Origin of the sequence: Brevibacillus composti (genome assembly GCF_016406105.1) — a bacterium.
In the GTDB taxonomy this organism is placed as follows: domain Bacteria; phylum Bacillota; class Bacilli; order Brevibacillales; family Brevibacillaceae; genus Brevibacillus; species Brevibacillus composti.
The window spans coordinates 140573-166000 of sequence record NZ_CP066308.1 but is presented as its reverse complement, the minus strand read 5'-3'; the positions used below and the strand labels follow the sequence as shown (position 1 = coordinate 166000).

General features: G+C 53.3%; 23 protein-coding genes and 1 pseudogene. 3 read left to right on the top strand and 21 right to left on the bottom strand.

What is annotated here, in order from left to right; translation table 11 throughout:
- Positions 1–14: 14 nt before the first annotated feature.
- Genes JD108_RS00925 through JD108_RS00905 form a run of 5 tightly spaced genes read right to left on the bottom strand, consistent with a single transcriptional unit; the run spans position 15 to position 5688 of the window.
- Positions 15–935 carry a type II secretion system F family protein gene (locus JD108_RS00925; RefSeq protein ID WP_198828178.1) on the bottom strand — a complete coding sequence of 307 codons (921 nt, stop codon included), beginning with the start codon at positions 933–935 and terminating at the stop codon, positions 15–17.
- Positions 936–940: 5 nt separating this feature from the next.
- Positions 941–1837: a type II secretion system F family protein gene (locus tag JD108_RS00920; RefSeq protein WP_198828177.1), complete on the bottom strand. Its 897-nt coding sequence runs from the start codon at positions 1835–1837 to the stop codon at positions 941–943.
- Positions 1838–1851: 14 nt separating this feature from the next.
- Complete coding sequence (locus JD108_RS00915) at positions 1852–3339, bottom strand: TadA family conjugal transfer-associated ATPase (RefSeq protein WP_198828176.1); 1488 nt, start codon at positions 3337–3339, stop codon at positions 1852–1854.
- Between the two features lie 21 nt (positions 3340–3360).
- Complete coding sequence (locus JD108_RS00910) at positions 3361–4959, bottom strand: CpaE/TadZ family protein (protein WP_228728256.1); 1599 nt, start codon at positions 4957–4959, stop codon at positions 3361–3363.
- Positions 4960–5688, bottom strand: coding sequence for an RcpC/CpaB family pilus assembly protein (locus JD108_RS00905; protein ID WP_198828175.1), 729 nt, complete (start codon positions 5686–5688; stop codon positions 4960–4962).
- A gap of 371 nt (positions 5689–6059) precedes the next feature.
- Here JD108_RS00905 and JD108_RS00900 point away from each other — a divergent pair, with 371 nt between their 5' ends.
- The gene (locus JD108_RS00900) at positions 6060–6899 is read left to right on the top strand and encodes a hypothetical protein (RefSeq protein WP_198828174.1); all 840 of its coding nucleotides are present in this window, start codon (positions 6060–6062) and stop codon (positions 6897–6899) included.
- A gap of 74 nt (positions 6900–6973) precedes the next feature.
- Entirely contained in the window at positions 6974–7552 is a 579-nt protein-coding gene (locus tag JD108_RS00895; protein ID WP_198828173.1) for a hypothetical protein, read from the top strand.
- On the opposite strand, the pseudogene JD108_RS00890 reads toward JD108_RS00895, so the two are convergent.
- From JD108_RS00890 to JD108_RS00835, 12 genes and pseudogenes are all read right to left on the bottom strand, one after another.
- Positions 7553–8041, bottom strand: a pseudogene (locus JD108_RS00890) (alcohol dehydrogenase); the annotation flags it as partial.
- 557 nt (positions 8042–8598) lie between these two features.
- Positions 8599–9096, bottom strand: a complete 498-nt coding sequence (locus tag JD108_RS00885; protein WP_198828172.1) for a hypothetical protein — start codon at positions 9094–9096, stop codon at positions 8599–8601.
- 54 nt (positions 9097–9150) lie between these two features.
- Complete coding sequence (locus tag JD108_RS00880) at positions 9151–9996, bottom strand: hypothetical protein (RefSeq protein WP_198828171.1); 846 nt, start codon at positions 9994–9996, stop codon at positions 9151–9153.
- Positions 9997–10000: 4 nt separating this feature from the next.
- The gene (locus JD108_RS00875) at positions 10001–10591 is read right to left on the bottom strand and encodes a hypothetical protein (RefSeq protein WP_198828170.1); all 591 of its coding nucleotides are present in this window, start codon (positions 10589–10591) and stop codon (positions 10001–10003) included.
- A gap of 315 nt (positions 10592–10906) precedes the next feature.
- Positions 10907–11185 (bottom strand): hypothetical protein, encoded by a 279-nt coding sequence (locus JD108_RS00870; RefSeq protein ID WP_198828169.1) that lies wholly within the window; start codon positions 11183–11185, stop codon positions 10907–10909.
- Between the two features lie 44 nt (positions 11186–11229).
- The gene (locus tag JD108_RS00865) at positions 11230–11994 is read right to left on the bottom strand and encodes a type III pantothenate kinase (RefSeq protein ID WP_198828168.1); all 765 of its coding nucleotides are present in this window, start codon (positions 11992–11994) and stop codon (positions 11230–11232) included.
- A gap of 11 nt (positions 11995–12005) precedes the next feature.
- Entirely contained in the window at positions 12006–12851 is an 846-nt protein-coding gene (gene nadC, locus JD108_RS00860; RefSeq protein WP_198828167.1) for a carboxylating nicotinate-nucleotide diphosphorylase, read from the bottom strand.
- Positions 12841–14463 carry an L-aspartate oxidase gene (gene nadB, locus JD108_RS00855; RefSeq protein ID WP_198828166.1) on the bottom strand — a complete coding sequence of 541 codons (1623 nt, stop codon included), beginning with the start codon at positions 14461–14463 and terminating at the stop codon, positions 12841–12843. The genes nadC and nadB overlap by 11 nt, the downstream gene beginning before the upstream one ends.
- 175 nt (positions 14464–14638) lie before the next feature.
- Entirely contained in the window at positions 14639–15073 is a 435-nt protein-coding gene (locus JD108_RS00850; protein WP_198828165.1) for a Fur family transcriptional regulator, read from the bottom strand.
- A gap of 47 nt (positions 15074–15120) precedes the next feature.
- Entirely contained in the window at positions 15121–15960 is an 840-nt protein-coding gene (locus tag JD108_RS00845) for a metal ABC transporter permease (protein WP_198828164.1), read from the bottom strand.
- A gap of 29 nt (positions 15961–15989) precedes the next feature.
- On the bottom strand, positions 15990–16760 hold the full coding sequence (locus tag JD108_RS00840) for a metal ABC transporter ATP-binding protein (RefSeq protein WP_198828163.1): 771 nt from the start codon (positions 16758–16760) through the stop codon (positions 15990–15992).
- Between the two features lie 281 nt (positions 16761–17041).
- Complete coding sequence (locus tag JD108_RS00835; RefSeq protein ID WP_198828162.1) at positions 17042–18124, bottom strand: metal ABC transporter solute-binding protein, Zn/Mn family; 1083 nt, start codon at positions 18122–18124, stop codon at positions 17042–17044.
- Positions 18125–18299: 175 nt separating this feature from the next.
- Between JD108_RS00835 and JD108_RS00830 the strand changes: the two genes are divergently transcribed.
- Positions 18300–18791: a PCYCGC motif-containing (lipo)protein gene (locus tag JD108_RS00830; protein WP_198828161.1), complete on the top strand. Its 492-nt coding sequence runs from the start codon at positions 18300–18302 to the stop codon at positions 18789–18791.
- A gap of 49 nt (positions 18792–18840) precedes the next feature.
- On the opposite strand, the gene JD108_RS00825 is transcribed toward JD108_RS00830, so the two are convergent.
- From JD108_RS00825 to ftsH, 4 genes are all read right to left on the bottom strand, one after another.
- Entirely contained in the window at positions 18841–20778 is a 1938-nt protein-coding gene (locus tag JD108_RS00825) for an acyltransferase family protein (RefSeq protein WP_198828160.1), read from the bottom strand.
- A 475-nt stretch (positions 20779–21253) separates the two neighbouring features.
- On the bottom strand, positions 21254–22198 hold the full coding sequence (nadA, locus tag JD108_RS00820; RefSeq protein ID WP_198828159.1) for a quinolinate synthase NadA: 945 nt from the start codon (positions 22196–22198) through the stop codon (positions 21254–21256).
- Positions 22199–22294: 96 nt separating this feature from the next.
- Positions 22295–23158 carry an HAD family hydrolase gene (locus JD108_RS00815; protein ID WP_228728255.1) on the bottom strand — a complete coding sequence of 288 codons (864 nt, stop codon included), beginning with the start codon at positions 23156–23158 and terminating at the stop codon, positions 22295–22297.
- 172 nt (positions 23159–23330) lie between these two features.
- Entirely contained in the window at positions 23331–25364 is a 2034-nt protein-coding gene (gene ftsH / locus JD108_RS00810) for an ATP-dependent zinc metalloprotease FtsH (RefSeq protein ID WP_198828158.1), read from the bottom strand.
- Positions 25365–25428: the final 64 nt, after the last annotated feature.

Here is a 25428-nt window from a genome sequence, read left to right as displayed (position 1 = left end):
CTCCGCAAAAAAACTTAGAGCCTGTCTTCGATCCCGATAAAGATCGGACCCATCACCAGAAACAGCAGGGGCACCCCCATCAGCACGACGATAAAAGGGAGCAGGCGAATGTTGAGCCGGTTCATGTGATCCGATGCCTCATCCTCCTGCTGACGCACTTGCTCCTCCACCTGCAGCGCCAGCATCTGCGAGATGCTCACCCCTTTGCTCATCGCTTCGTTGATTTCCATGGCGATGGCGGAAAGGGAGTCCACGCCCCATCGAAAAGCCATCTCTTCCAATGCCTTCCGCCAAGTGCCAAAGCGCTTTTCCTCCGTTTCCAGCCTGGCCAGCTCGCGCCCCAGCCTTCCGTCAAAACGGCGTGCCGTCTGCTTCACCGCTGCCTGTATAGGCATGCCCGCCTCCACCAGCGATTGCACGATACTGAAAAAGATCGGCACCTGCTCACGCATTTCCGCCTTAGCCTGCTTATCCAGCCACTCCAGCAGCAGGGTGGGTAGGAGAAAGAAAAAGACAGCTCCGATCAAAGGGAGCGAAAGCTTGGCACTCCATGCTTCTCCCGACGAAAGGCGAAGGGATGCCTGGATGATGACCGCAAGCAGAATGATCCCGCCGAGTGCCTTGGCAGCGGCCACCTCCGCCAGTGTATAGCGCAATCGCAGACGGTCGAGCACATCCGCCGTTTGCATCCGGTTGATTCCCGTCATCCGGCAGATGCGCTCCAGTGCATGCTCGTGTTTTTCCAGGTAACGTACCAGCTTCCAACGAGATGGAACCTGGCCAAATGAACGGTCCCAATGAGATTTGCGCTCTTGCTCAATCCGCCCCAGCAGAGTGGGAGGGGGATCGACAGTTACACGTCCCCGGCAAGCCGGAAGGCCCCAGAGCAAAACAGCGAGACCCGCCAGCATCGCCAGTGCGCCAAGTACGAGCAAGGTATTCACCCTCCTTTGTGGATCCCTTTTCGGGCAAGATGGCGGATCACTTCTCCGCCGATCAGGATAGAGCCCAGTGAGGCGAGAACAGCCAGCCGCCCGGACAGCGTCGCGATCAACGGTTCGAAATGATGGGGATTGTTTGCGTAGAGGGCCACGATGAAGACGAACGGCATCAGGCTGAGGAGGTTTACCTGCGCTGTGATCTGCGCCATGGCAGCTCGCTGTCTTCGCAGAGACTGCTTTCTCCTCAAAATGGTGGAGGCCGCTTGGTCCAGCGTCTTCGCCATATCCCCGCCCATCTCCCGCTGGATATGAACAATCGTCGCCAGATACCGCACGTCAGCCGATCCGGTCCGCTCATAAAACATGTGCATCACCCGCTCCAGCGGTACCTGTGCGCGCAACAGCTCCACTACCCTCGCGTATTCCGCTGTCACGGCTTCGTCCAGGTAAGGGCTTGCCGCCACCTGTTCAAATGCGTGCAGATAGGAGGGCGAGGTTCTCAGCGAGCTGGCCATTAAGCGGAGCGCTTTGACATTGTCCGCTTCGAATCGGTCTTTTCGCCTCGTTCCCAGCACGCTGACGGTCCGTTCTACGAAGAGAATGCCCGCCAGAAACGCCGGCAGGGCCAAGAGCCAGGACTGGAGCAGCTGCAGGGTGATCCCGAAAGAAACCAGTCCCAGGATAAAACTAAGGCCGATGTACGTATTGAGGCCGACGCCAGACCCGGTCTGCTGCAGCCTGTACTGCAGCTTTTCCCATGCGCTTTTCCGATCCCGCTGGAGCTGTTGGACGATCTCATGTGTCCCTTCCGGCCTCCGCTGAAAAACCGATTGCGGCAGCGCAGCCATGACAAAGCCGATCGCCAGGCCGCCCGCGATAAACATGCTCGCATCCACGAAAACGGCCCCCTCTACATCGGAATCGGGGTGGTAAAAAAGACGCGCTCCCACTCTTCCTGCCGGAGCCCTTTTTCTGCCCAGCGGCGCACCAGTTTTTCCGGACGGTAGCCGGTCCATTTAAACTGTCCCACCACCCGTCCATTCTTGACCCCCGTCGGTTCATAGACGTAGATGTCTTGCAGGTAGACACGGTCCGGATTGATTTGCCGCACGTTGCAGGCTTGCCGGATGCGCTCCTCATGGGATTGCCCGGTCCCGACGACCTCTGTGATGGCCACCACTTTGCGGCTGCCGTCCTCCTCGAACCGCTTCACCTGGACGATCAGATCCAGCGCCGACCCGATCATCAGGTTTCGCTCCGTGGTGCTGTAGGATTCCTCGGCTTTGGCGAACAGGATCGGCAGGGTGGAATCGATCAGGGCGCGCGGCGAGTTCGCGTGAGCGGTGCTCCAGCTGCCGGGATGATCAGTGTTCATCGCCCAGAGCATATCCACGATTTCTCCGCCTCGGGTCTCCCCGACGATGATGACATCCGGCCGCTTGCGCAAAGAGAGGCGCACGCAGTCTTTGATGGAAAAACCCCCTTTTCCCTCGTAGTTGGCCGGTTTGGCCAAAAAACGGCGGACAAAGGGATGCTGCAGCTTCATCTCCAGCACATCTTCGATCGTGATGATGCTGAGATGATGCGGCACATATTGAGAAATCAGGTTGAGCAGGTGGGTCTTCCCGGAGCCGGTACCCCCGCTGACAATGCCGGATGCCCGCGAGTACTCGATCGCCCACTTCAAGAAGGTAAGCATCGGTTCGCAGATCGATCCGTAAGCGAGGTAATCCTCCTCGGAAAGCAAATCGCGATGCTTGCGGATGGTCAGCATATGACCGTCGGGAGAGATCGAGCGATGCGTCGCCGCGACCCGGGAGCCGTCGGGCAACTGGGTGTTCAGCTCCGCTCTGGTTTCGTTAAACTCCCGTCCCATCGTCGCGGCGATTTGCTCCAGCAGGCGAAGCATCTCGTCTTCGTCCCGAAACATCGGGCTCTTTGGCACTTCCAGCCGTCCCGTGCTTTTTCGCTCGACGACCAGATGATCGTAGCGATGAAACATGATCTCGGTAATATCCGGGTCCTCCAGCAAAGGGTCGAGCGGTCCCCAGCCAGTCAGTGAGCGAATCAACCGCTCCACCTCCGCCTCCATCTGCACGGAGGAGAGAGGCGTGCTGGTTTCCAGAATCAGACGAATATCCCGCGACAGCTCTTGCAGGTAGGCGGGGTGCTCTTTTTCTTCCCATAAACGTCTGCCGTGCTTTTCCACGATCTGCGTGCGCACAGCCGCCTCTGCTTCAGGGGTGAGCCGCCGCTCTACTGGCGCGTGCTGCTTCATCAGCATGAGATCCTGCAGCGTCTGCGATTCCCGCGCCGCTTTTTTCGCTTCGGTCTGCAGGTCGATCCGCTCCCGGGCAGGTGTATGCATCCCCAGCAGTGTTTTTTTATGGAAACTCATGTTTATTTTCTTTCCTCCCCTCTAACTCTTCAGCCATTTCCACAGAGAAGTCCGTTCTTTTCCTTTTCTTTTGGGCGATCCTTCCGCTTCTTCGTCCACCGGAATCAGCGCCTTCCCCAGCGCTTCGATCGCATCCTTGGCGGCCAGCTTTCCGGGATGGAGCATGACCGGATTCCCTGTGTTGATCGATTTCTTTACCTCCTGGTCATCGGGAATCGCAAAGATTTTTTTGCTCGGATGGAGTTGAAAATAGGCACGGATCTCGTCCAGGGTAAACATCTCTTTGCGCTGCAGGCGGTTCATGCAGAGCTGAATCCGCTCCTCGGGGTAATCCGCTTCCCGCAAAAGCTTGAGGATTCGCTGAATGTTTTCAATGGAATCCACCACGGGATTGCCGACCATGATTACCTGTTCCGCAAAAAATAAGGCCTGGATGGTGGCATCAGTCGTATCCGGAGCGGTGTCGATCAGGATGAGGTCGTAGCGGCTGCGCTTGAGCGCATCGAGGATCAGATACAGGTGGTAGTCTTTGATTTCGAAGCTGTTGCGGATATCCCGGGGAGATGTCAGCACATGGAGTCCGCTTGCCTCATGGATCACGACATGTCGGTCTACCTCCTCCGGGGACAACTGCACGGCCTCGATGTAGGACTGCCATTCTTCCTGGCTCAACTGCTCGGGCTCTCTGCCGTGAGAGAGGAGCCAGTCCCGCAGCCTCCGATCGATATCTTGTACCCAGGTATAGATATTGGGGCTGCGCGGCAGGTTCAAGGCGGTGGCAAAGGTGCCCAGGTCCAGGTTAAAATCGACGGCCAGCACTTTTCTCGGGCTTACGCCGTCCTTTCTCTGTGCGAAATAAATAGCCAATTCGCGGGATAAAAAGGTTTTCCCCACACCGCCCTTTGGTCCGTATACGGTCATGAGCCGCTTTTTTGACGGAGAGAAGCCAAGCCCGGCCGAATACGGCGGCTCCGGCTTGGCTTCGGCAACCGCCGAGGTATGGGAGCTCTGCATCCCCTGCGGGCCGGCATGTGAGAGTCCGCCGCTGCTCCCATGGGCAGACAGTGCTTCACCGGTTGCGGTTGCCCCCATTGGGATCCCCATGCTGCCGTTGCCATGTCCGCCCATGCCGGTTCCGAAACTGCCGGCACCAGGTCCGCCCGCACCGATGATACCGGTTCCCGAGCTGTCTCCCATCATGCCTGCCCCTCCCGCTTGCCCCCTGCCCGCAGACAAGGGAGAGGAGAGCGATTGTACAGGCATGGAAGAAAGCTGCATCGCCAGCACCTCCAACTGCTCCGCCTGAACCGGTTTGCCCACTACCCACATGCCCAGATTCCGCCAAAACGGTTCCCACATCAGCTCTGCCGGCGTGCTGGCTGCAATAAACGACAGATGCGGATGTGCCAAACGGAGCTGCTGGCAGAGTACGCCTCTTTCGACCTCCTGTACGCTGCCGAGCAACACCAGGTCCGGCTTTCGCTCACCCAGTAAACGCCATGTCTCTTCAATCGTCGCGGCTTGTCCGCACACCTCCAGCCACTGGCTGTTGCTCAACTGTGCATAGAGGGATGGGCCGACAGCGAGATCACCGTCGACAATCAGCAATCTTTTTTTCACTTAACGCTCCTCCTCCGTCTCTCCCCAGCGTTTTTTCGTTTTGATCAGTGCCGCCGCGAAGCTGTGGTCACCCACTCCTGCCTCCTCCTCCCCCTCCATCACGGATGCTTTCCCCAGACGAATTTTTCCGTAGTGGAGAGCATGGGTAAGCAGGACAGCCTCTTTCAGCTGCAGCGAAAGGGTGACGGCCTGCAGCCTGGGGAGATCTCCTTCCCTTTCTCTTTGCACGCCAATCACCGGCATATTGCGCAAAAGCAGCCCGGTATGGGCGCCGCTGTCGTCCTCGAACGATGCGTATACGTGCACGCGCTCGCCTACGGCTACATGGGGATGAACCCCCGTCACGTTATCGACCGGGATGCTGATGCCTGTCATCGACTCACCCAGCTCCCGGCCCTCCGGCACCATCCCCTCCTGCTCGATATCACCCGGCAAGAGCGGCCTGCCTCCCTCCACCCGGCGGGATAGGGGCCGATCCAAAAAGCGCGGAGCCTCCTCCCATGGAATCAAGCCGAGCGCCTCCGCAGACTGTCCGCGCGCGAGCCCGCCCACCTGAATCTCGCCCCGCTCCAGATCGGTTGCCGCCAGCCTTTCTCCGCTGTCTTTGGCCACATGTCCCCTGAGCTTGATATAGGCAAAGCTTTGCGGCTGCAGAAAATGGTAAGCCCCCGCCGCCACGCAAGCAGCTAGCAACAGAACGGCCACCAATCGCAGTGGATGAATGGACATCACGCTGCCTCCTTTCCCCGTTTTTGACAGCTTACCTAGGAGGGGCGGGACAAAAAAAGCTGTCTGCTCACCCTCAGGCTTTATGGGAAGGTGAAAATAAAAAAGCCCTACTCCGTCCAAAGAAGGAGATGGGGCTTCATAAGTTGTCTTGGAAAGCATCTTAATTCTTGGTGGTAATTGGTCCAATTGTACCTCCCCATAAAATGGAACAACTGTAAAATAAGAGGGTAATCTCTCTTTGAAGAAAGAAGCATGGTAGCACGATGTTAAATGTCGTAACTTGTAAAAAAGAAATAATTTACAATAAATGTAAAGCAAATTATCATTTCGGGGTGTAGATAAAAATTTCCAAATGAAGGTGAGTGAGGAAGTTGAAAAAGGCCATTGCATTGTTGTTTTCTTTATCAACTTTAACTGTTCCCGGATTTGCTTATGCTACAGAGGCTACTGCACATCTCGAACAAAAGATTGAAACGAAGGAGTTCTCTCAGCAACAAATCGCGGAAATCGATCAGCTGGCCGATCGGGTTTGGGTTGAGACTGGCGGAGACATCGATAAAGTAAAGCAATTTTATGAGTCAAAAGGTGTAAAACATATAAAAAGAGAAACCAAAATGATGACGTCTAATAGCCTCGACTCGAGCATTGGTGTTCAAGGCGGTGTAACAAACCCCGCCTATACGATCACTATGGATTTTTATCGAACAAGTGCCTATTATGTGAAGGTCATCGCAAACGTAAGTATTTCAAGCGACTATACATGGGAAAGTACCCCTGGGAGTTTAGATAAGCTTGTTGTGGCTTGGGATAAGGACATACAATTTCGGTCCTCTGACACTTATAATTTTTTGACTTACCGGGGAAATAATAAGTCCAACTTTGCGGCCAACGAAATAATGACACTAGCGAAAGCTCAACCTGATGCTATCGCCTATTCCGTAAAGGATGGATTAATTAATCTTGGTACGCTAAACGGAAGTGATTTCGTTACAAAAGCGTATTGCAACATTACGCTCGGAGATCCCAAAAACGCTATTGGTACAGGACCTTGGACCACTTATTATGCAGACTATCTTCACACTTACGGAAGTACCTCCACTGCCCTTGGGTGGTCTATTGGATTCCCAAGTGGAATAACAGTTACGAATTCCTCAACGACAACAGAAAACTACAAAGAATATGGCAGTTATTTAAATCAATACGGACCGTAAAAACTGACATTCAGGTGTTCAATCTTCAATGATTGACACCTTTCTTACGTTCATCCAACAAGCGAGGTGTTCCCATGTTCAAAAAAACCGCAATCTTACTGCTGCTGTCTGTTATGGCGGCCTTTGCCATAAGCTCCTGCACTCCTTCCGACGATGCTGAGAATACACAGCGCGGAGCCTCCCACCTAGCCGAGGTCAACCGTTTGCTCCAGCAAGAACTGGAGAATCGCCTGGAGTCCCTTCAGTTTTTATCAGTCGACCTCCAATCTCTCGGCACGGGACCGGCAGACGAGAAGCAAATCCGCTTTTTACAGGGGAGGCTTTCGACCTCCAGACAACAATTGAACACATTGATCGACAACAGTTTCTTTTCTTTTGTCTCAGCCGATGGAAACTCTCATCGGTCTGTATCGTTGCAGCCTTATTTGTCGGAGCTATCCAGCGCGCTGGAGGTGATCGCCTCCCACGAGGAACCGATCACCTCTCGTCACATCCAAAAAATAAAGCAGGTATCCGATCAGGTGAAAGTGATCCAGAATGAACTGAGAACCATCGCCCAAGACCCGGATTTCTCCATTGACAATCATTACGACATTTCGGCGATGATCCAAAGCATCAATCGCATCAAAGAGACGGTAAAGGACTTCCGCTAACTAAGAGCGGTACGCATCCTCCAAAATCCGCCGATAATCATCCGCCGCAATGGTCCGCACATTGCTCGGCGTCGAGCCGTTTTTCATCGACAGCTCCACGATTCGCGGAAAATCCTCCTCGCGTACGCCGGGCAAATCCTTCAGCTTGGGGATGCCCAGGCTGCTCGTGAAGTTCTCGATGCCCTCAATCAGCTTCTCCACAGCCAGCTCGTCCGCGTCCGCATCCTGGGCAAACCCCATGTAGCGGGCCAATCTCGCGTGCATCTCCTTGTTTTCCGCGGCATTAAACCGCAGCACATGCGGCAAAAAGACCGCATTGGCTACGCCGTGGGGCGTGTCGTACAATCCGCCGAGCGCTTCAGCCAGACAATGGACCGCCGCTACATCAGCCGAGCCAAAACAGAGACCGGCGAGCAGGCTTCCCTCCAGCATCGCGTGACGGGCCGCCTCGTTCTGACCATCCGCATAGGCAACGGGCAGTTGCCCAACTGGGAGTGTATTTGGTTGAGGGGACGTTGGCAAGATGTTTTTTTAATTTATGCAGCCCCATAGGGGTTGCATAAATTAACTGCCATAACCTACATTTTTAGTCTGCCATAAACACCAGAGAATCCGCTGCTCGATGAATGACTTGACGATCTTTCTTGCCTGCGAATAGGAGCAATCAGCAATTCTGGATAGGTCTTTGACGGTGAGCGGAATACCTTTCTGCCCCCGCTCATTGTCTCCCTCAAGAAAGGTTCGTCCTTTCGCTGGCATAAGGTGTGATCTTCAACAAAAAACCAGCCTCGGCGAGTGACAGCTTCCTGAGCCGTCGCTTTGCCTTCTGGCTGGCTTTGATTTTAACGAATTTTGCGCTGCGGCCTGCTGGACGGAGAACCTTGACGATTTCGTCCGGACGTCAAAGCATTTTTTCCTCATAGAGTACCTCGCCCGTCTCTGAGTTATTAATTGACGCATTACATCTGTCACCATCACCTGAAGAGTTTCTATATATAGAGAGAAAGTAAGACAAAGAAATTGTAGTTAAGTTATATCTATTCTTATTACCTTAATAATGTACTTAATTCCTTAACACTATTCCGTAAAGAAGCTATATCTTTTTGCTCAAAGTTTTTGTAATTTAGTTTTGTAACTATTAGGTTGGCGACTTCAATATCATTTTCCAGGGCTTTCTCAAGATTACTATTACTCATGTTTAATGCCTCACTTAGAATATAATCTTTTAGATGTATTTCCATTTGACTAACTCTTGAATCTATTTGATCTAGGCTGATATTATGATCAGCAAAGATTAATGAAAGGTGCATTAGTCCACTTTTAGCATCTCTAACCTTGTAATATGTATATATTAGTTTATCTAGTTTATCTTTTTTTGAGGTAATTAGTAAGGCTTCACGCAAATCCTGATGGTATTCTGTTAATTGACGATATTGTGAAACAGAAAATTTTAATGTTGGATTATTGTCTTTTTTAGGTACTAAATATCCCCCCAAAAAAGCTACCAATATTAGAAAAACGAATAAAAAATATTGCTTTTTCATATTTTCCCCTCTCCAACAGTATCCAGGGCAGTAGAACTGCCCTGGAAGATTCATTTAATACCCGTAACTATAATGATTGAGTGTATTTAAATGATTAAAGGAATATGTTAATCCACTACTCTGAAGCTTCATAACATATTTTATCCTTGTTATAGCTTCAACTCGATGTTTAGAACCTCTGGACCAAGCATCATCCTGGTATTTGAATTCGGAGAAAAACCCCCTTGATCTATCTTTATATGCATTGGAGGATGATATAGTGCTTGGAAGGTCAGTGTTTCCATTTGTATTGTTTTTCCAAGAACTATAACTTGTAAACCATTGTGTAACGTATGCGGATGATCCGTAATCTCCTGAACTATTTGGAGAACTTGTACTAAGTGACTCTACTTCTGTCACAATTGAAAACACTGTATCTAACAGGAATGAAGCCCTTTCAAGTCCTATTAATTCCATTAATCCCGTTAGAGAGCCAAGGCTTACTTCGCTTAGTTGGTTTCTTGGACTAATCCTATAAATATGAGCGTAAGCATCACCTTCAGGAATTACAAATTGATTTCTGATATATTCTGGATATACTGTTCCTGGAACAGCACCATACTCTCTTTGTACTCCTAACGTATCTGTAAAGGACCTTACATATTCTACTCCTGTAGGTTGCTGATTCCAGTGAGGTGTAATTGCGTACGCAACAAGAACTGATGCACGCTCTCCTTTTGATGTAGTACCAACCGAAAATAATCTTCTAGTGCTATCATATGCGAAGCCTTCATAAGAATCTATATACATTGCATCTACATAACCATCGTTATTTAAATCGTTATCAAATGCCTTTGAATAATTTGGAAAACTACTGAAGAGAAGTCCAGCAACTAAGCTGAAAAGCGCAATTTTTTTCATGTTTTCACTCCTCAAATTTTTTCTCTTGCCAATCAATATATTCATCAAAAACTTCACCAAAGGCTAATGCAGCCGGGTCATCAGCCAATGCGTCATCTATCCCTATCGTAACCAAAGTTTTGTCTTCCTCGGGAATTGTTGTTACCGTAAATACAGCTGGAACTTCTCCTTCTTCTGTTTTTACGGTCCCTTCGAGAGATCCGTTATAGAAGTAACTTCCACTTCGAGTTTCTTCCACATAAATCAAGTCTTTGAACTCGTATTTATATTCATTTCCATCAATAAACAGGCTACCCTTTCCAGTTGCCTCATACTCTGTTGGTATGCCTTGACCTTTTATTTTGTGCTTTTTGATCTTCATTTTCAAATCGAACCGGTTAGAGCTTTCGTCAATACTAGAAAGTGACCTATTGTTTTTCTTAGGAACCATTTTAAAATGTTTTTTTATCCCCTTTTCAAATTGTTTGTCTGCAGGTGATGAGAAATACTCTACCTTAACATCCACATTTCTTTCTGCGGACGGTTTTGCACCAACCATTACCACAGATGACACTACTAGTAACATTAACGCAGATAGTGTAATCAACTTCCTCATAATAACCCTCCCATTTTTTGTTGAATATGAGTATATTATACAGTTAATATAATTTCAAACAAATTACTTTTTTAAAAAAATGTATCTTCTTCATTTTTTTAAACCTTACTATTAACACCGAGCGGGGAGGGAGGTTACTTCTCCGAGGGCTGCGCCTCCATTTTCCGCCGCCATTCTTTGTTATTTTTTCTCGTGATATGCCTATACTTAAACCAGTTCTCCGTCTGCATTAGCTATCATGATTGAAACAAGATTCATTCCCATTCGTTTTCACCTCAACAAAAAAGACACCGCGATGGGTGCCTTTCAAATGATTTATTTGTAATGCGATGTCGTGAGTATAACACCTGTCCCTTTTGACTCTTTAATCTTTCCTTTGATCTCAATCTTTATTTCTTGGGCAGTCTCAATGTCAACTTCAAACGTGTTGATTTCATTCGCTTTGATTGGCTTGTTGAGCAATTCTTTTTTATCATTCAATACTTGAATAGTTGCATGATCTGTCCCCGTTACCCCTAACTGCAGCACAAGTTTTTGGTATTTACCGGCTGGCTGTAGGGTTATATGATTACCGCCTACAGTTATCGTTTCCATGTAAAAGACTTCCTTATGGTCAACCGGGACTGATCAAAGCTTTTTCACTGATTCCGCTCATAAATCAACCGCAGCCCTTTGAGCGTCAGCTCCCGGTCTACGACATCGACACACTCCGCCTCGTGGCCAAATAGGGGAGCCAGTCCGCCCGTAGCCACGACGGTGGGATCCGTCCCGTATTCCGCCCTGATGCGGCGGACGATACCTTCCACCTGGCCGACGAAGCCGTAGAAGATGCCTGACTGCATGGCGGTGACGGTGTTGCGGCCCACCACGGAGGGCGGTTTTGCGATCTCGATCCGGGGGAGCTTGTCCGCCCGCTTGAACAGGGCTTCCGTCGCGATCCCGATCCCCGGGGCGATGGCTCCGCCCCAATACTGTCCCCGTTCGTCCACGTAGCAAAAGGTCGTCGCCGTGCCGAAATCGACGACGATCAGGGGCGTTCCGTACTCATGGATGGCCGCGACCGCATTGACGATCCGGTCGGTGCCTACCTCGCGCGGGTACTCGCATTTGATATTCAGCCCCGTCTTGATGCCGGGGCCGACTACCAGCGGCTTTTGCTTGATGTATTTTTCACACATCCGCTCAATCGTCAGGTTGATCGGCGGCACCACAGAGGAAATGCTGATGCCGTCCACATCGGACAGGGACAGGCCGACGCTGTCGAACAGATTGCGGACGAGCATGCCGTACTCGTCCTCTGTCTTGTTGCGGTCGGTCGCCACGCGGAAGTGGTGGCGCAGCTTGTCCCCCTCGTACAGCCCCATGACGATATTGGAATTGCCGATATCCATCGCAAGCAGCATACAGGCCACTCCTATCGCTTCCGGGTATTGAGGTCGAGGCTGATGTCCAGCGCTTTGACCGAGTGCGTCAGAGCCCCGACGGAGATGACATCGACGCCGGTCCGGGCGATTCCGCCGATCGTCTCCAGGGTCACGCCGCCGGAGGCTTCCACGACGGCCCGTCCGCCGATCAGGGCGACCGCTTCGGTCATCTCCGGAATCGCCATATTGTCCAGCATGATAATGTCCGCGCCGGCGTCCAGCGCCTCCTGCACCTGTGCCAGCGACTCGGCCTCCACCTCGATCTTCATCGTGTGGGGGATGGCCGCGCGGGCTGCGGCGACGGCTTCCGCTATCCCGCCCGCCCCCTTGATGTGGTTATCCTTGATCATCACGGCGTCGTAAAGCGCATACCGGTGGTTATGACCGCCGCCGACCCGCACCGCGTATTTTTCCAGCATGCGCAGGCCCGGCGTGGTTTTGCGCGTATCGACCACCCGCGCTTTGGTGCCCGCTACCGCGTCCGCGTACTCACGGGTTCTCGTCGCGATCCCGGAGAGGCGCTGCAGGAGATTGAGCGCCAGCCGCTCGCCGCTGAGAATCGAGCGGACCGACCCGCTCACCTCGGCGATTTGCTCTCCTTTTTCCACCCGGGCTCCTTCCTGTACACGAGCCATAAAGGACAGGGACGGGTCTACCGCCGCAAATACCTCCGCCGCCACCGGCAGCCCGGCGATAATTCCCGCTTCCTTGGCGTACAGAATGCCGACGCCCTCTTCCGTCTCGGGGATCGTGCTCATCGTCGTCACATCTCCGAAGCCGATGTCCTCCTGCAGCCAGTCTTCTATTTTTCGTTGCAGCTCACGCTTATTCCACATCGTACTGGTCACACTCCTCATGTACACCCTGATCGATCGTCTGGATGATATGCTTGCGCCAAATCAAATCGTCTTTATTGGGGAAATCGTTGCGGTAGTGGCCGCCGCGGCTCTCTTCCCGCAGCAGCGCTGCCCGTGTGGTCAAGACCGCCGCATTCAGCAGGTTGAGGAATTCAAACGCCTCCATCTCCTCATGCTCATAGGCGTAAAAGCGCTGCATGCGCTCCAGCTCCTCCAAGGCCTTGCGAAGCCCCTTTTCCTGCCGCTTTACCCCGACGTGGCGCAGCATCAGCTTTTGCAGCTTGACCCGCTGCTCCCGGGTATTGACGAAGCGGTGCACCCGGTTCTCCGCGCGAGCCTCCACCGGACGCACCTCGGGGGCCGGGGGCAGCTCGCGGATCCGCTTGACGATGCGGTGCCCGAAGACGACTGCCTCGGACAGCGAATTGCTGGCCAGCCTGTTTGCCCCGTGCACGCCGGTGCAGGATACTTCGCCGCAGGCAAACAGCCGCTTGGTCGAGGTCTCCCCGTTCAGATCGGTCTGGACCCCGCCCATGATGTAATGGCAGGCGGGAGCCACCGGAATCCAGTCCGTCACCATATCGAGGCCGTATTTCAGACAAAACTGATAAATCGTCGGAAAGCGGTGCTTGATCAGCTCCTCCGACTCATGCGTAATGTCGAGGTAGACGTATGCGGCATTGGTCCGCTCCATTTCGGAGACGATCGCCCGGGCGACGATGTCTCGCGGGGCCAGTTCTTTTTGCGGGTGGTATTTTTCCATGAAACGCTCGCCGCTCGTATTGCGCAGAATCGCCCCTTCGCCGCGGACTGCCTCTGAGATGAGAAAGCGCGGCGCTCCCGGATAGTACAGCGCCGTCGGATGAAACTGGATAAACTCGACGTCTTTGATCCTCGCCCCGGCCCGGTAGGCCAGCGCGATCCCGTCCGCCGTCGCGATCTCCGGATTGGTCGTGTAGCGGTACAGCTGGCCCGCTCCCCCTGTGGCCAGCACCGTTGCCTTGGCCTCCAGGAAAAAGCGCTCGCCGTCCGGCTTCATGACGATCACCCCGACACATTCGCCATCCTGGGTGAGCAGATCGATGGCAAAGTGATTTTCCAGCACCGTGATGTTCTTTTGTTCGCGCACCCGCGCAGACAAAGCCCGGACGATCTCCGCTCCGGTCGCATCGCCGTGGGCATGCAAAATACGGCGCTTGCTGTGAGCGCCTTCCTTGGTCAATTCATACCGCCCCTGGGCGTCCTTGTCGAATTCGGTGCCGTAGGCGATCAGCTCTTTCAACCGCTCCGGCCCTTCGTGCACCAGCACCTCCACGGCTTCATAAGAGCAGAGGCCTGCCCCCGCAATGAGCGTATCCTGACGGTGCAAGGCTGGCGAGTCCGACTTGGCCGTGACAGCGGCGATCCCCCCTTGTGCCCAGCGCGTATTGCTGTCATCCAACCCTCTTTTGCTGATCAGGACGACGTCTGTGTGTTCACTGGCTTGCAGGGCCGTGTACAATCCGGCGATGCCGGCCCCTATGACAGCTACTTCCGTTTTCCACCGGGGTAATGTTTGCAGATCAAAGTCAGTGATATAGCGGGGGATCATACCCATTGTCCCTTCTCTCTACCGATATCTATGTTTCACCCATTATATCAAATCCCCGCAGGGAGAAAAACGAGTACCATCCGCCAGCCGCAAATCGATAGAAAAACCCTTCCTGCCGCGGTGAAGAATGTGCAGAAAGGGCGCTCTATACGGAAAAGGATGAATGGCCGCCAAACTAAGAATGGGCAGACGCTGCTTGTGAACAGTCGGAGCAGGTGCCGTACACCTCGAATTTATGTCCCGTCACTTCAAAATCGGGCGGCAATGCGGACATGATGTTCATCGGACAGCCCGGCAGCGACGAGGTCTTGCCGCATTCCGTGCAGATGACGTGGTGATGGTGATGTCCGTCTACCGAACAGGCGAGCCTGTATTTTCCTTCCCCGTCCAGCTCGGTCTCCTCCAAAATGCCGAGCTCCACAAAGGTGGAGATGTTGCGATACACGGTGTCAAAGCTGAGATTGGGGTAGTCGTCCTTGATTCGCTCCATGATATCCTTGGCTGACAGGTATCGCTTCTCCGCCGCACAGATGCGGATCAGCTTTTCCCGTTTGCCTGTGTATTTGTATCCCTTTTCCTTCAATATCTGCAACGCTTCTTCTACCTTCATCGTTCATGCTCCTTCCCGCTATCATCGTAACATGGCTCTATGCGTGACTAGCGCAACAAGGTCTTGATCTTTTTGATTCCGAGTACAGTCAACAGGATCGTCACCGCTACCAGCACAATCGTGCCGCCGGAGGCCCAGTCCAGCAGATAGGCAAAATAGAGCCCGCTCAGGACAGAGATTTCGGCAAAGAGGATCGCGTAAAGAATCGTCTGGCGAAAGCTTTTGGCGATTTGCAGGCTGGCCGCTACCGGCAGTGTAATCAATGCCGAGATCAGCAGCACGCCCACGATCCGCATGGAGGCCGCGATCGTCAGCGCCACCAGGACCATAAACCAGAGATTGATCGAGCGGCGGGCGACTCCGGAGACGCGGGCGAACTCCTCATCAAAGGAAACGGCAAACAGCTCCTTGTAGATCAAAAACACGGTGCCGAGCACCACGGCCGCCACACCCAGGAGAGCATACAGGTCCTGGATGCTTACCGTCACGATTTTCCCGAACAGGTAGGCGTACAGGTCAGTGTTAAAGCCCTTGGCAATGCTGATCAGGACGGTAAACAAGCCCAGCCCTGTAGAGAGGATGATCGGTATCGCCAGATCCTGATACGATTTGTACACCTTTCGGAGGCGCTCGATAAACAGCGACCCCACTACCGAAAACAACATGCCGAAAAAAAGCGGATTCACGGCTTGAAACAGCGCCACCTTTTTGGACAGCAGCATCCCCGCCGCTACGCCCGAAAGCGTCACATGGGATAAGCCATCTGCCATCATCGACAGGCGGCGGACGATCAGAAAGGTACCGAGAATCGGACAGATCAGGCCGATGATTACCCCGGAGAACAGGGTATAGCGTAAAAAGTCATACTGCCACCAGTCAGCCAGCATGGGTATATTCCTTCTTTCCGTTCCATAGATCAATGATGGTGAGCCAGCATTTTGATGGAATCACCGTACATGTCCTGCAGGATTTTTTCATGGTTATGCGTAAAGTCATGAGCGGTGCCGTGGAAATGGAGCTTCCGCTGCAAGCAAGCTACTTTGTTGACCCACTGGGTCATGACGCCGACATCGTGGCTGACGATCATCATCGTCATGCCGCTGTCTTCTTTCAGCGAACGGAGCAGCTCATAAAACTGCTCAATCGACTCCTGATCGACCCCAACCGTCGGCTCATCGAGAATGAGCAGCTCCGGCTCGGCGACCAGAGCGCGGGCGATAAAGACGCGCTGCAGCTGGCCTCCCGACAGATTGCCGATCCGCTCATCCAGCTTTTCCGTAAGGCCGACGCGTTCCACCACATCCTCCACCTGCCGATGGTGCTTGGCTTGCAGGCGGCGGAACAAGCCGACTTTGCCGACCAGACCGGATGAGACGACCTCGCGCACGGTAGCGGGGAATCCGCCTGTGCCATGTGCCGCCTGCTGCGCGACGTAGCCGATTTTGCTCCAGTCCCGGAATTTGGACAAGGGCTGTCCAAACAGCTCCACTGTGCCTTTGGTAGCCGGAACGAGTCCCAGAAGCAGCTTCATCAGCGTCGATTTGCCCGATCCGTTTGGACCGACAATGCCGACGAAATCGCCGCGTTCGAGGGAAAAATTGATGTCCTCCAGCACGGTTTTGGTTTCATATTGAAAAGATACCGACGTAAGTTTGACGACAGTATCCGTCTGATGTGTCCGTTGCATGACGCCATCCTTCTTCCTTTAAATCGGATTTGTTCTGATTTAACAAATTCCATCGTACTACGATTCGTTAAAAATCTCAAGGAGTCAATATACCCGCATGGCAGGTTTGAACAAATGAGACGGAAATAGGCTCCGCTTACAGTGAGATTTTCCAATGGGCGGGCATCTTATAAGCCTGACTCTCGATCGAAAGCATGTACAAGAGGTCAAAATTTTTTCGTCATAAAAACCAAGCTGTCCCTGTGATGAAAATAACCAAGGGACAGCTTCGTTGCGTTTTCTTATTTCAGCACCGTGCGCAGCATCTCCAGATTCTCTTTCATAATCGAAAGATAATCTTTGCCCGCCTTTGCTTCTTCTTCTGTCAACCCCTCCAGCGGATTGAGCGTGCCCGTTTGCAATCCGGCTTCCTTGGCGATCACTTCCGCTACCTTTGGCGAGGCCAATGTCTCAAACAAGACGTGGGAAATCTGATGTTCCTTTACATACTCGACCAGTCTTTTCATATCTGCCGGCGACGGCTCATTGGCCGGGTTGATGCCGGAAATCGCCACCTGCTCCAATCCATAGCGGTGGGCCAGATAAGCAAAGGCACTGTGGGCCACCAGGAATTCCTTTTTGGACGATTGGCTCACCATATCGTGGAAATCTTTGTCCAACTGGTCCAGATCGGCTGCGAGCTGCTGGTAGTTTTTTTCGAAGATCTCGGCATGAGCCTTGTCTTTTTCAGCCAAGGCCGATTTGATTTTTTCCGCCTGGGCTTTCAACATAGTGGGATCGAGCCAGACGTGAGGGTCGGTATCGCCATGATGATGCTCCTCTCCATGTGCCTCCGCGCCCTCTTTATGCTCGTCATGTCCTGCCGCCTCTGTCCCTTCTTTATGCTCGTCGTGGCTCGCATCCGCGGCGCCTTCCTGATGGTCGGCATGAGCTTCCTTCGCCTCGCCTTCATGGCCGTGCTCGTGATCATGATGATCCGCAGCCTCCAACAGGGTGAGGCCTTCCGTGGTGTCCACGACCATCGTTTTGTTTTTGTCGAGGTTCTCGACCGCTTTCTCCAGCCACGCTTCAAAACCGCTGCCGTTATAGACAAAGATGTCAGCACCGGACAGAGCGACCATATCTTTTGCCGTCGGCTCAAAATCATGAGACTCTACGCCTGGCGGCACGATATTGATAACCTCGGCGTGTTCCCCGGCGATCCGCTTGGCAGCGTACTCCAGCGGATAGAGAGAGGTATACACTTTTATCGGAGCCGTCCCGTCGGTTTCTTGCGGGGCCGTCTGGGAGGTCTGCCCCGCTCCGCATCCAGCCAAGGCTGCAGCTGTCGCCAATCCGATCATGGCCAGCATCATTCTCTTCATTTCTCTTCCACTCCTCTTCCAATTCATAATGATTCCGATTTAATTTCTAACCGTTTTTCATTATAAGGGGAGTTGCCCAATAAGTAAATAGGATTAATTCCGATTTGGTCGTTTTTCTTCACAAAATCGGCTGCGTCATTGTGATATGATTACTCCTAAGGAGGTTTTGTCCAGGATGAAAAGGAAACCATTTCTCATGATCGGCCTGCTCGCCGCCCTTCTGGTCACGGGCTGCTCCTCTGCGGACAAGGCAGACGGCGGCCATGGCGGGCACCAGCAACACGCACCAAATGGGGATTTGCAGGAATTGACCGCTTCGGTGGATCTACTGCCCCGTTTTCTAGACAACCAGGACCCGCAAATTGTAGCCTCGTATAAAATTGCCGCGGCCAATCGCGAGCTCCTCAAAGTCATCCCTTGCTATTGCGGCTGCGGAGAAAGCGCCGGCCATCAGCACAACGGCAATTGCTTCATTAAAGAAGAGAAAGAGGACGGCTCCATCGTCTGGGACGATCACGGCACACGCTGCGGCGTCTGCATGGAAATCGCCGTCATCTCTGCCAAGCTGAAGCATGACGGCAAAACCGACCTGGAGATCCGCAATTTTATCGATGAAACGTATAAAGAAGGCTATGCGGAGCCGACACCGACTCCGATGCCCTCGTAATGGCAAAAAGCCCCCTTCCGGCTGTCCGTTGGAAGGGGGCTTATTCTCTTTAGTGGTCTTGCATTCGCGACAGGATGCCGCTCGTTAACAGATCCGCATAGGCCTTGGCTCCTTCGACGGTCAAGTGGACACCGTCTTTTGCGAAGTAGTGATCCTTGCCGGTGCTGGCGCCGTACCAATCGATCAGCGATATCGCCTTCGAACTGTCTGCCCTCTGCTTGAGTCCCGCATTTACTTCCCTTTCCCATGGCCTGGGGACGCGGGTATTCACCAGGATGATCTGCCGTTTCTCTCCCAGTGCCTCCAGGATCGCATCCATCTGTTTTACCGTGAAGGGGCCGTTGGAGCCCAACTCCAGCACGACCGTTTGGCCCAGCTTTCCTTCCGCTTTCAAGCGCTTTATGATTTCCAAAGCGTGTGACCACTGTCTGCCGATCTTTCCGTCGATCGTAATTCCCGGCAGCATTTCTTTCAGGGACGGCTCTGCCCCGAGCATCACCGAATCCCCGATCACGGTGATTCCCTTTCCGCTCCCGCGCACGGCCGTTCCGGCTGTGGCGGATGTTGAGCCGGTTGTTTGATGAGATGCGCCGGCGGGACCAGATGCGCCGGGCGTTCCGGCCGGTCCCGCAGGGTCGGTCGCTCCGTTTGCTCCCGGCGGCATTTCACCCGCACGGCTTGCTCCCTGATGCTGCTCCTGACGCGATGCTTGCTCTGTAGCCGGATGATTTCCTGACGGGTGATCCGGTCCATCGTCATCCGTATACGTACTGGCTGTGGCGATGGGGTAGAGCTGGCTCATGCCGGCAAAGACCAGGCCGATTACTGCCGCTGCGGCCGTAGTGAGCCAAGCGGCACGGCTTCTTCTCCCCTGGCCCGGTCTCACCCGCTCCCACAGCCGCTTCCATGTGCCGCGGCGAATCGGCTCCTCCACGAACCTCCAGGAGAGATCTGCGAGGATGACGCTTGCCGCCAGCTGCATCAGCGAGAGAGACAGATTCACCCCGCTCGTATTCACCGCTGGACTGGTGAGCACGATCACCGGATAATGCCAGAGGTAGATGCCGTAAGAGCGCAGGCCGATCCAGCGAAAGGGAGCGGCCCCCATGAATTTGCCCAGCCGAGTGGCGGGGTGGGCCAGCACAGCCACGACGATCGCCGTCACCAGCGATAGGATTACGAACCCGCCTTGATAGAGAAAAGGATCGTATTCATTGATCTTCCAAAACATCCCTAACAGAATGGCCATTCCTACAGCTCCAACCAGATCGAGACTCCACCGTCCCCGGGGGGATACGCGGTCTGACAGTTTGGCACTCGGCCATACCATCGCCAGTGCGGCCCCGATCAACAGCCCGAATGCCCGCGTATCCGTGCCGTAGTAGACGCGGCTCGGGTCCACACCCGGCTCGTATAGCAGCACCATCAGGCATGCGGATAGCAGCGCTGCTCCCGTGGTTACGGCAAACAGCATACCCCGCTTTCGGAAAAGGCGTATCCCGGCCATTAGCAGCAGCGGCCAGAGCAGATAAAACTGCTCCTCCACAGCCAGCGACCAGAAGTGGCCCAAGGGAGAAGGCGGTCCAAAACTCTCAAAATAAGAGACCTCGTGAAAGATTAGCCACCAATTACTCACGTACAACAAGCTGGCAAGCAGCTCCTCCCTGATCGCGATCAGCCGGGAGGGCTCCCTGATCAAAAGCCAAGCGATCACGGCTGCGAGCAGGACAAACATCGCCGGAAGCAACCGCCGCGCCCGCCTGAGCCAAAAATCAGCGAGATCGATCCGCCCGTTTCGTTTCCACTCCATGACAAGCAGATCGGTAATCAGATAACCGGACAATACAAAGAATACGCCGACACCCAGAAGTCCTCCCGGTATCCACTCAAATTGGAGATGATAGGCCACCACGGCCAAGACCGCCAATGCCCTAAGCCCATCCAGACCCGCCATATAGCGGCCCTTTCCCATGATCGGCTTAGGCATGCCCGCCACCTCCCCGAGCTGTTTGCACACATGCTGCTAATGCCTCTCGCTGCAGGTTATTCATTTTCTGTCTGCCTTCCCCTCAGGTTCACGTATTATGTATGTTCTCATTATAAAAAGCGCGGGAGCAAATGTGTTTACAAAATGTAAAAAAGCACGCATACACTTTTTCCCAAATTCGTGCGTTTCCTTACCTACGATGACGCCTTTTGGCGGAGATACGTTTCCTCCATTTGCACCCAAATTATTCTTTGCAAGAATCTGTGCGGAAAACAGGGGGAACCCATCCAAAAGTCACGAAATTTCACGCTTCAGCTACGGCGGTACCCCGTTTGTCTCCCAGATGGCCCTGCTCGCTCTCGTCCTCCGTGTATACCGGCGAAAAGACATGAGCCGGACGACCAGCACCTAAAAAAACCTGCCCCGATCCCGTATGGGAGAGAGAGGCAGGTTTTTCTCGATAGCCATTCGCTTGTTACGCAGGAGCGACCGCGAGCATCCGCTCCAGGGACGCGCGGGCCTTGTCAGCCACATCTTCGGGCACGTAAATCTCCGGCTTCATGTTTTCCAGCGCTTCCACGCATTTTTTCAGGTTGTTTACCTTCATATTCGGGCAGACCAGGTACTTGGAGGCAAAAATGAACGTTTTGTCCGGGCTGTCCTTTTCCAGCATGTAGCGCGTGCCGTCTTCCGTACCGATGATGAACTCCTTGTGAGAGGATTCACGGCAGTATTTCAGAATCCCTGTCGTGGAACCGACGAAATCGGCGAGCGCCACTACTTCCGGACGGCATTCGGGGTGAACGACGACCTCGGCATGGGGATACTGCGCTTTCAGGCTCATGATATCCTGCACGGACAGCTGGTCATGGGTGTTGCAATACCCTTCCCAGATGATCATTTTCTTGTCGGTAAACTGGGAGACATAATGCCCCAGGTTTTTGTCCGGCACCCAGATGATCTCGTCGCTGTCGATCGATTCAATCACGCGCTTCGCATTGGAAGACGTACAGCAGATATAGGTTTCCGCTTTCACATCCGCCGAAGTATTGATATAGGCGACGACCTTCGCATTTGGGTGCTGCGCTTTCAGCTTGCGGAGTCCCTCTACGTTGACCATGTCAGCCATGGGACAACCGGCTCGTTCATCCGGGATGATCACTTTCTTTTGGGGATTGAGAATTTTTGCACTTTCCCCCATAAAGTGAACGCCGCAGAACAGAATTACATCCGCATCTGTCTCTTTTGCCTTCTGAGCCAAACCAAAGGAATCTCCAATATAGTCAGCCACTTCCTGAATTTCTGGTCTCTGATAAAAGTGAGCCAGGATGATGGCATTGCGTTCTTTCTTCAACTGCATAAGCCGTTCGCGTAATTCAGCGTTCCGCTGGGCCTTTTTTTCTAACGCCAAGGCTTCCATCTGATATATCCCCCTACCTAGATGTCATAATTTAGGGCCATTGTAAGCCCATCCCACTTGCTTGTCAATGTATAGTCGCTGGAGAAGCTGCTTCTTTTACCCACCTGCGAGGATATGCTGTCGGATAAACTGCGCCACACCGTCCTCGTCGTGATGAGGCGCGATAAACCGGGCCAGCTCTTTGACCGCCGGAGCCGCATTGTCCATCACGACCGGAAAGCCTGCCTGCGACAGGGCTTCCCTATCATTCTCCGCGTCGCCGAACATCATCACCTGCTCCGGTGACAGCCCCCATTTTTTACAGAAATACGCAAGTCCTTCCCATTTGGAGACACCCTTCGGGATGACTTCGATGTTATGCCGGCCGGATGACGTGATTTCCGCTTCCCCGCTCCACTGCTCCAGCTTTTGCCGAACAGATAACAGCTCATCCGGGATGGGATGCCAGAAGAACAGCTTGACGACCCGCGTCTCGCCGGTCTTGATCCGCTCCATCAATTCTGCGAAGGGCGTAACGCGTGCCCACTCGTAAAAGGCGAATCGTCTCAGGGAAAGTCCTTCGATCGACGTATCGTCTTGGATTAACAGCTCAATGCGTTCCCTGTCTTCCTGAACCATCCAGCGATTGCTCTCTGTATCGTGGAGCTCATAATACAGAGGGATTTGCCTTAGTGTATGCAAAGCTTGCTGAATCATGTCCGCCGGCAAACTGGTTTCCTGAACCGTAGCCCCGTTTGCATCATGCACGGTTGCGCCGTTGCTGCATACATAGCCGTCAAAAGGAAAACCGTCGATTGGCAGGCAAGCAGACTTGTAGGTCCTTCCCGTCGAAATCACCAGCTTGCAGCCGCTCTCGCGAAGCAATCGACAAGCCTCCTTTGTGGCCTCCGTCATCTGTGACTGCTCATTCAGCAAGGTGCCATCCATATCAAACGCAGCCAGGCGCAGTTGGGAAAACAAGGCTATCTCCTCCTTCGCTTAAAAGAAAAGCGCAGGCTTTTATCCTCCTGCACCTTATTGCCAATTTGTTAGCGGGGCTTCCCCCTTCAATGTACCCCATTCGCCTGGGTTATTCAATATCGTAATGGCAAATCAGATACACTTGCAAAAAAGAGCACCCGAAGGCGCTCTTTTATTGTTTCTTCTCGTCGTTATTCGGATCAGCGTCAGTCGATTCCGTGTTCGCAGGCTCGGTCGTTTCATTAGCGTCAACCTTGCTCGCTTGCGTGCTTTCTGCTTCCTCACCTGCAGGAGCAGCCGCTTCACTCATCGTCGCTTCTTCCTTTTTTGACTGGATATTTACCACGACATCCTTGGTCGCCGGCTGAGGATCCAGCTTGCCATTTTCGATCAGCTGCTTGATCTGATCCGCATCAAGCGTCTCTACCTCAAGCAGGGTCTGCGCGATCAGCTCCAGTTGATCACGGTGCTTGATCAGCAATTCCTTACACCTGTCGTAGCACTCCGTGATGATGCTCTGCATTTCCTGGTCGATCTCATAGGCAATCTGTTCGGAGTAGTTGCGCTCGTGTCCGATATCGCGGCCGAGGAACACCTGGCCTTGATTGCGGCCAAACTGCATCGGCCCCAGACGGCTCATGCCGTACTCCGTGATCATGCTGCGGGCGATGGCTGTCGCGCGCTGGAAGTCGTTATGCGCACCGGTACTGATATCTCCCAGCACCAGCTCTTCCGCTACGCGTCCGCCAAGCAGGCCGGTAATCTTGTCGAGCAAATCGGTTTTGGTTGCAAAGAAACGGTCTTCCTTCGGCAGCATCACGGTGTATCCGCCCGCTTGACCGCGCGGGATGATGGTTACCTTATGTACCATTTCTGCATTTCTGAGGTGGTATCCGATGATCACATGACCAGCCTCATGGTAGGCGACCAGACGTCTTTCATCCTCGCTCACCACGCGAGACTTCTTGGCGGGACCGGCGATGACGCGGTCGATCGCTTCGTCCACCTCTGTCATGTTGATCTGTTTCTTGTTTTTACGGGCAGTGAGGAGCGCCGCTTCGTTCAGCAGGTTCTCCAGATCCGCTCCGGTGAAGCCCGAGGTACCGCGTGCGATGACATCCAGCTTCACGTCTTCGCCCAGCGGCTTGTTGCGGGCATGGACCTTCAGTACAGCTTCACGTCCCTTGATGTCAGGGCGGTCTACTGTGATTTGACGGTCAAAACGTCCTGGACGCAAGAGCGCCGGGTCCAAAATGTCTGGGCGGTTCGTCGCCGCGACGATAATAATTCCTTCATTGCCGCCGAAGCCATCCATTTCGACAAGCAATTGGTTCAGTGTTTGCTCGCGTTCGTCATGGCCGCCGCCGAGACCAGCTCCGCGCTGGCGACCTACTGCGTCAATCTCGTCGATAAAGATAATGCAAGGAGCGTTTTTCTTGGCGTTTTCAAACAAGTCACGCACGCGGGACGCACCCACCCCGACGAACATCTCCACGAAATCAGAACCGGAAATGCTGAAGAACGGTACCCCCGCTTCACCGGCAACCGCACGCGCCAGCAAGGTTTTACCGGTACCAGGAGGACCCACCAGCAGGACACCCTTCGGAATCCGAGCGCCCACTGCGGAGAATTTGCGCGGGTCTTTCAGGAATTCGACGACTTCCTCCAGCTCCGCCTTCTCTTCGTCCGCTCCTGCTACATCGTCGAAGGTAACGCGTTTTTTCTCTTCGTTATACAGCTTCGCACGGCTCTTCCCGAAGTTCATGACTCGGCTGCCGCCGCCCTGGGCTTGATTTAACAAAAAGAAAAACAGGATAAAGATGATGATGAACGGAATGATCGAGGTCAGGAATGTAAGCCAGATGCTGTTCCCCTCTTGCGGGGCAACCTCCACTCGCTTCATTTTTTGCGCGTCGATCTTCTCGTTGACCAGCTTGATAATATCCGATTCGTACAGCGGTACATTTGTTACAAACTTGGTTTCCTGTCCCGGACCTGCCGTTGCCAAAACGCCGTCCACCCGATAGGTGCCGCCCTCAGGGCGCAGCGTCAGCTCAGATACATTGTCGGTCAGCAGGTGTACCCGGAATTCCTGATATGTAAGTTTCCCAACCTTATCAGTACCGGAGAGGATAAAATTCACGATCCCGACCGTGACAAGAAAGATTAGTAGGTAGAACCCAGTATTTCGAAAAAAGCGATTCATTCCTTACCTCCTCTCACGAACAGACACTTTTCACATTTTACCATAAGAAACTGCCACTTCACAA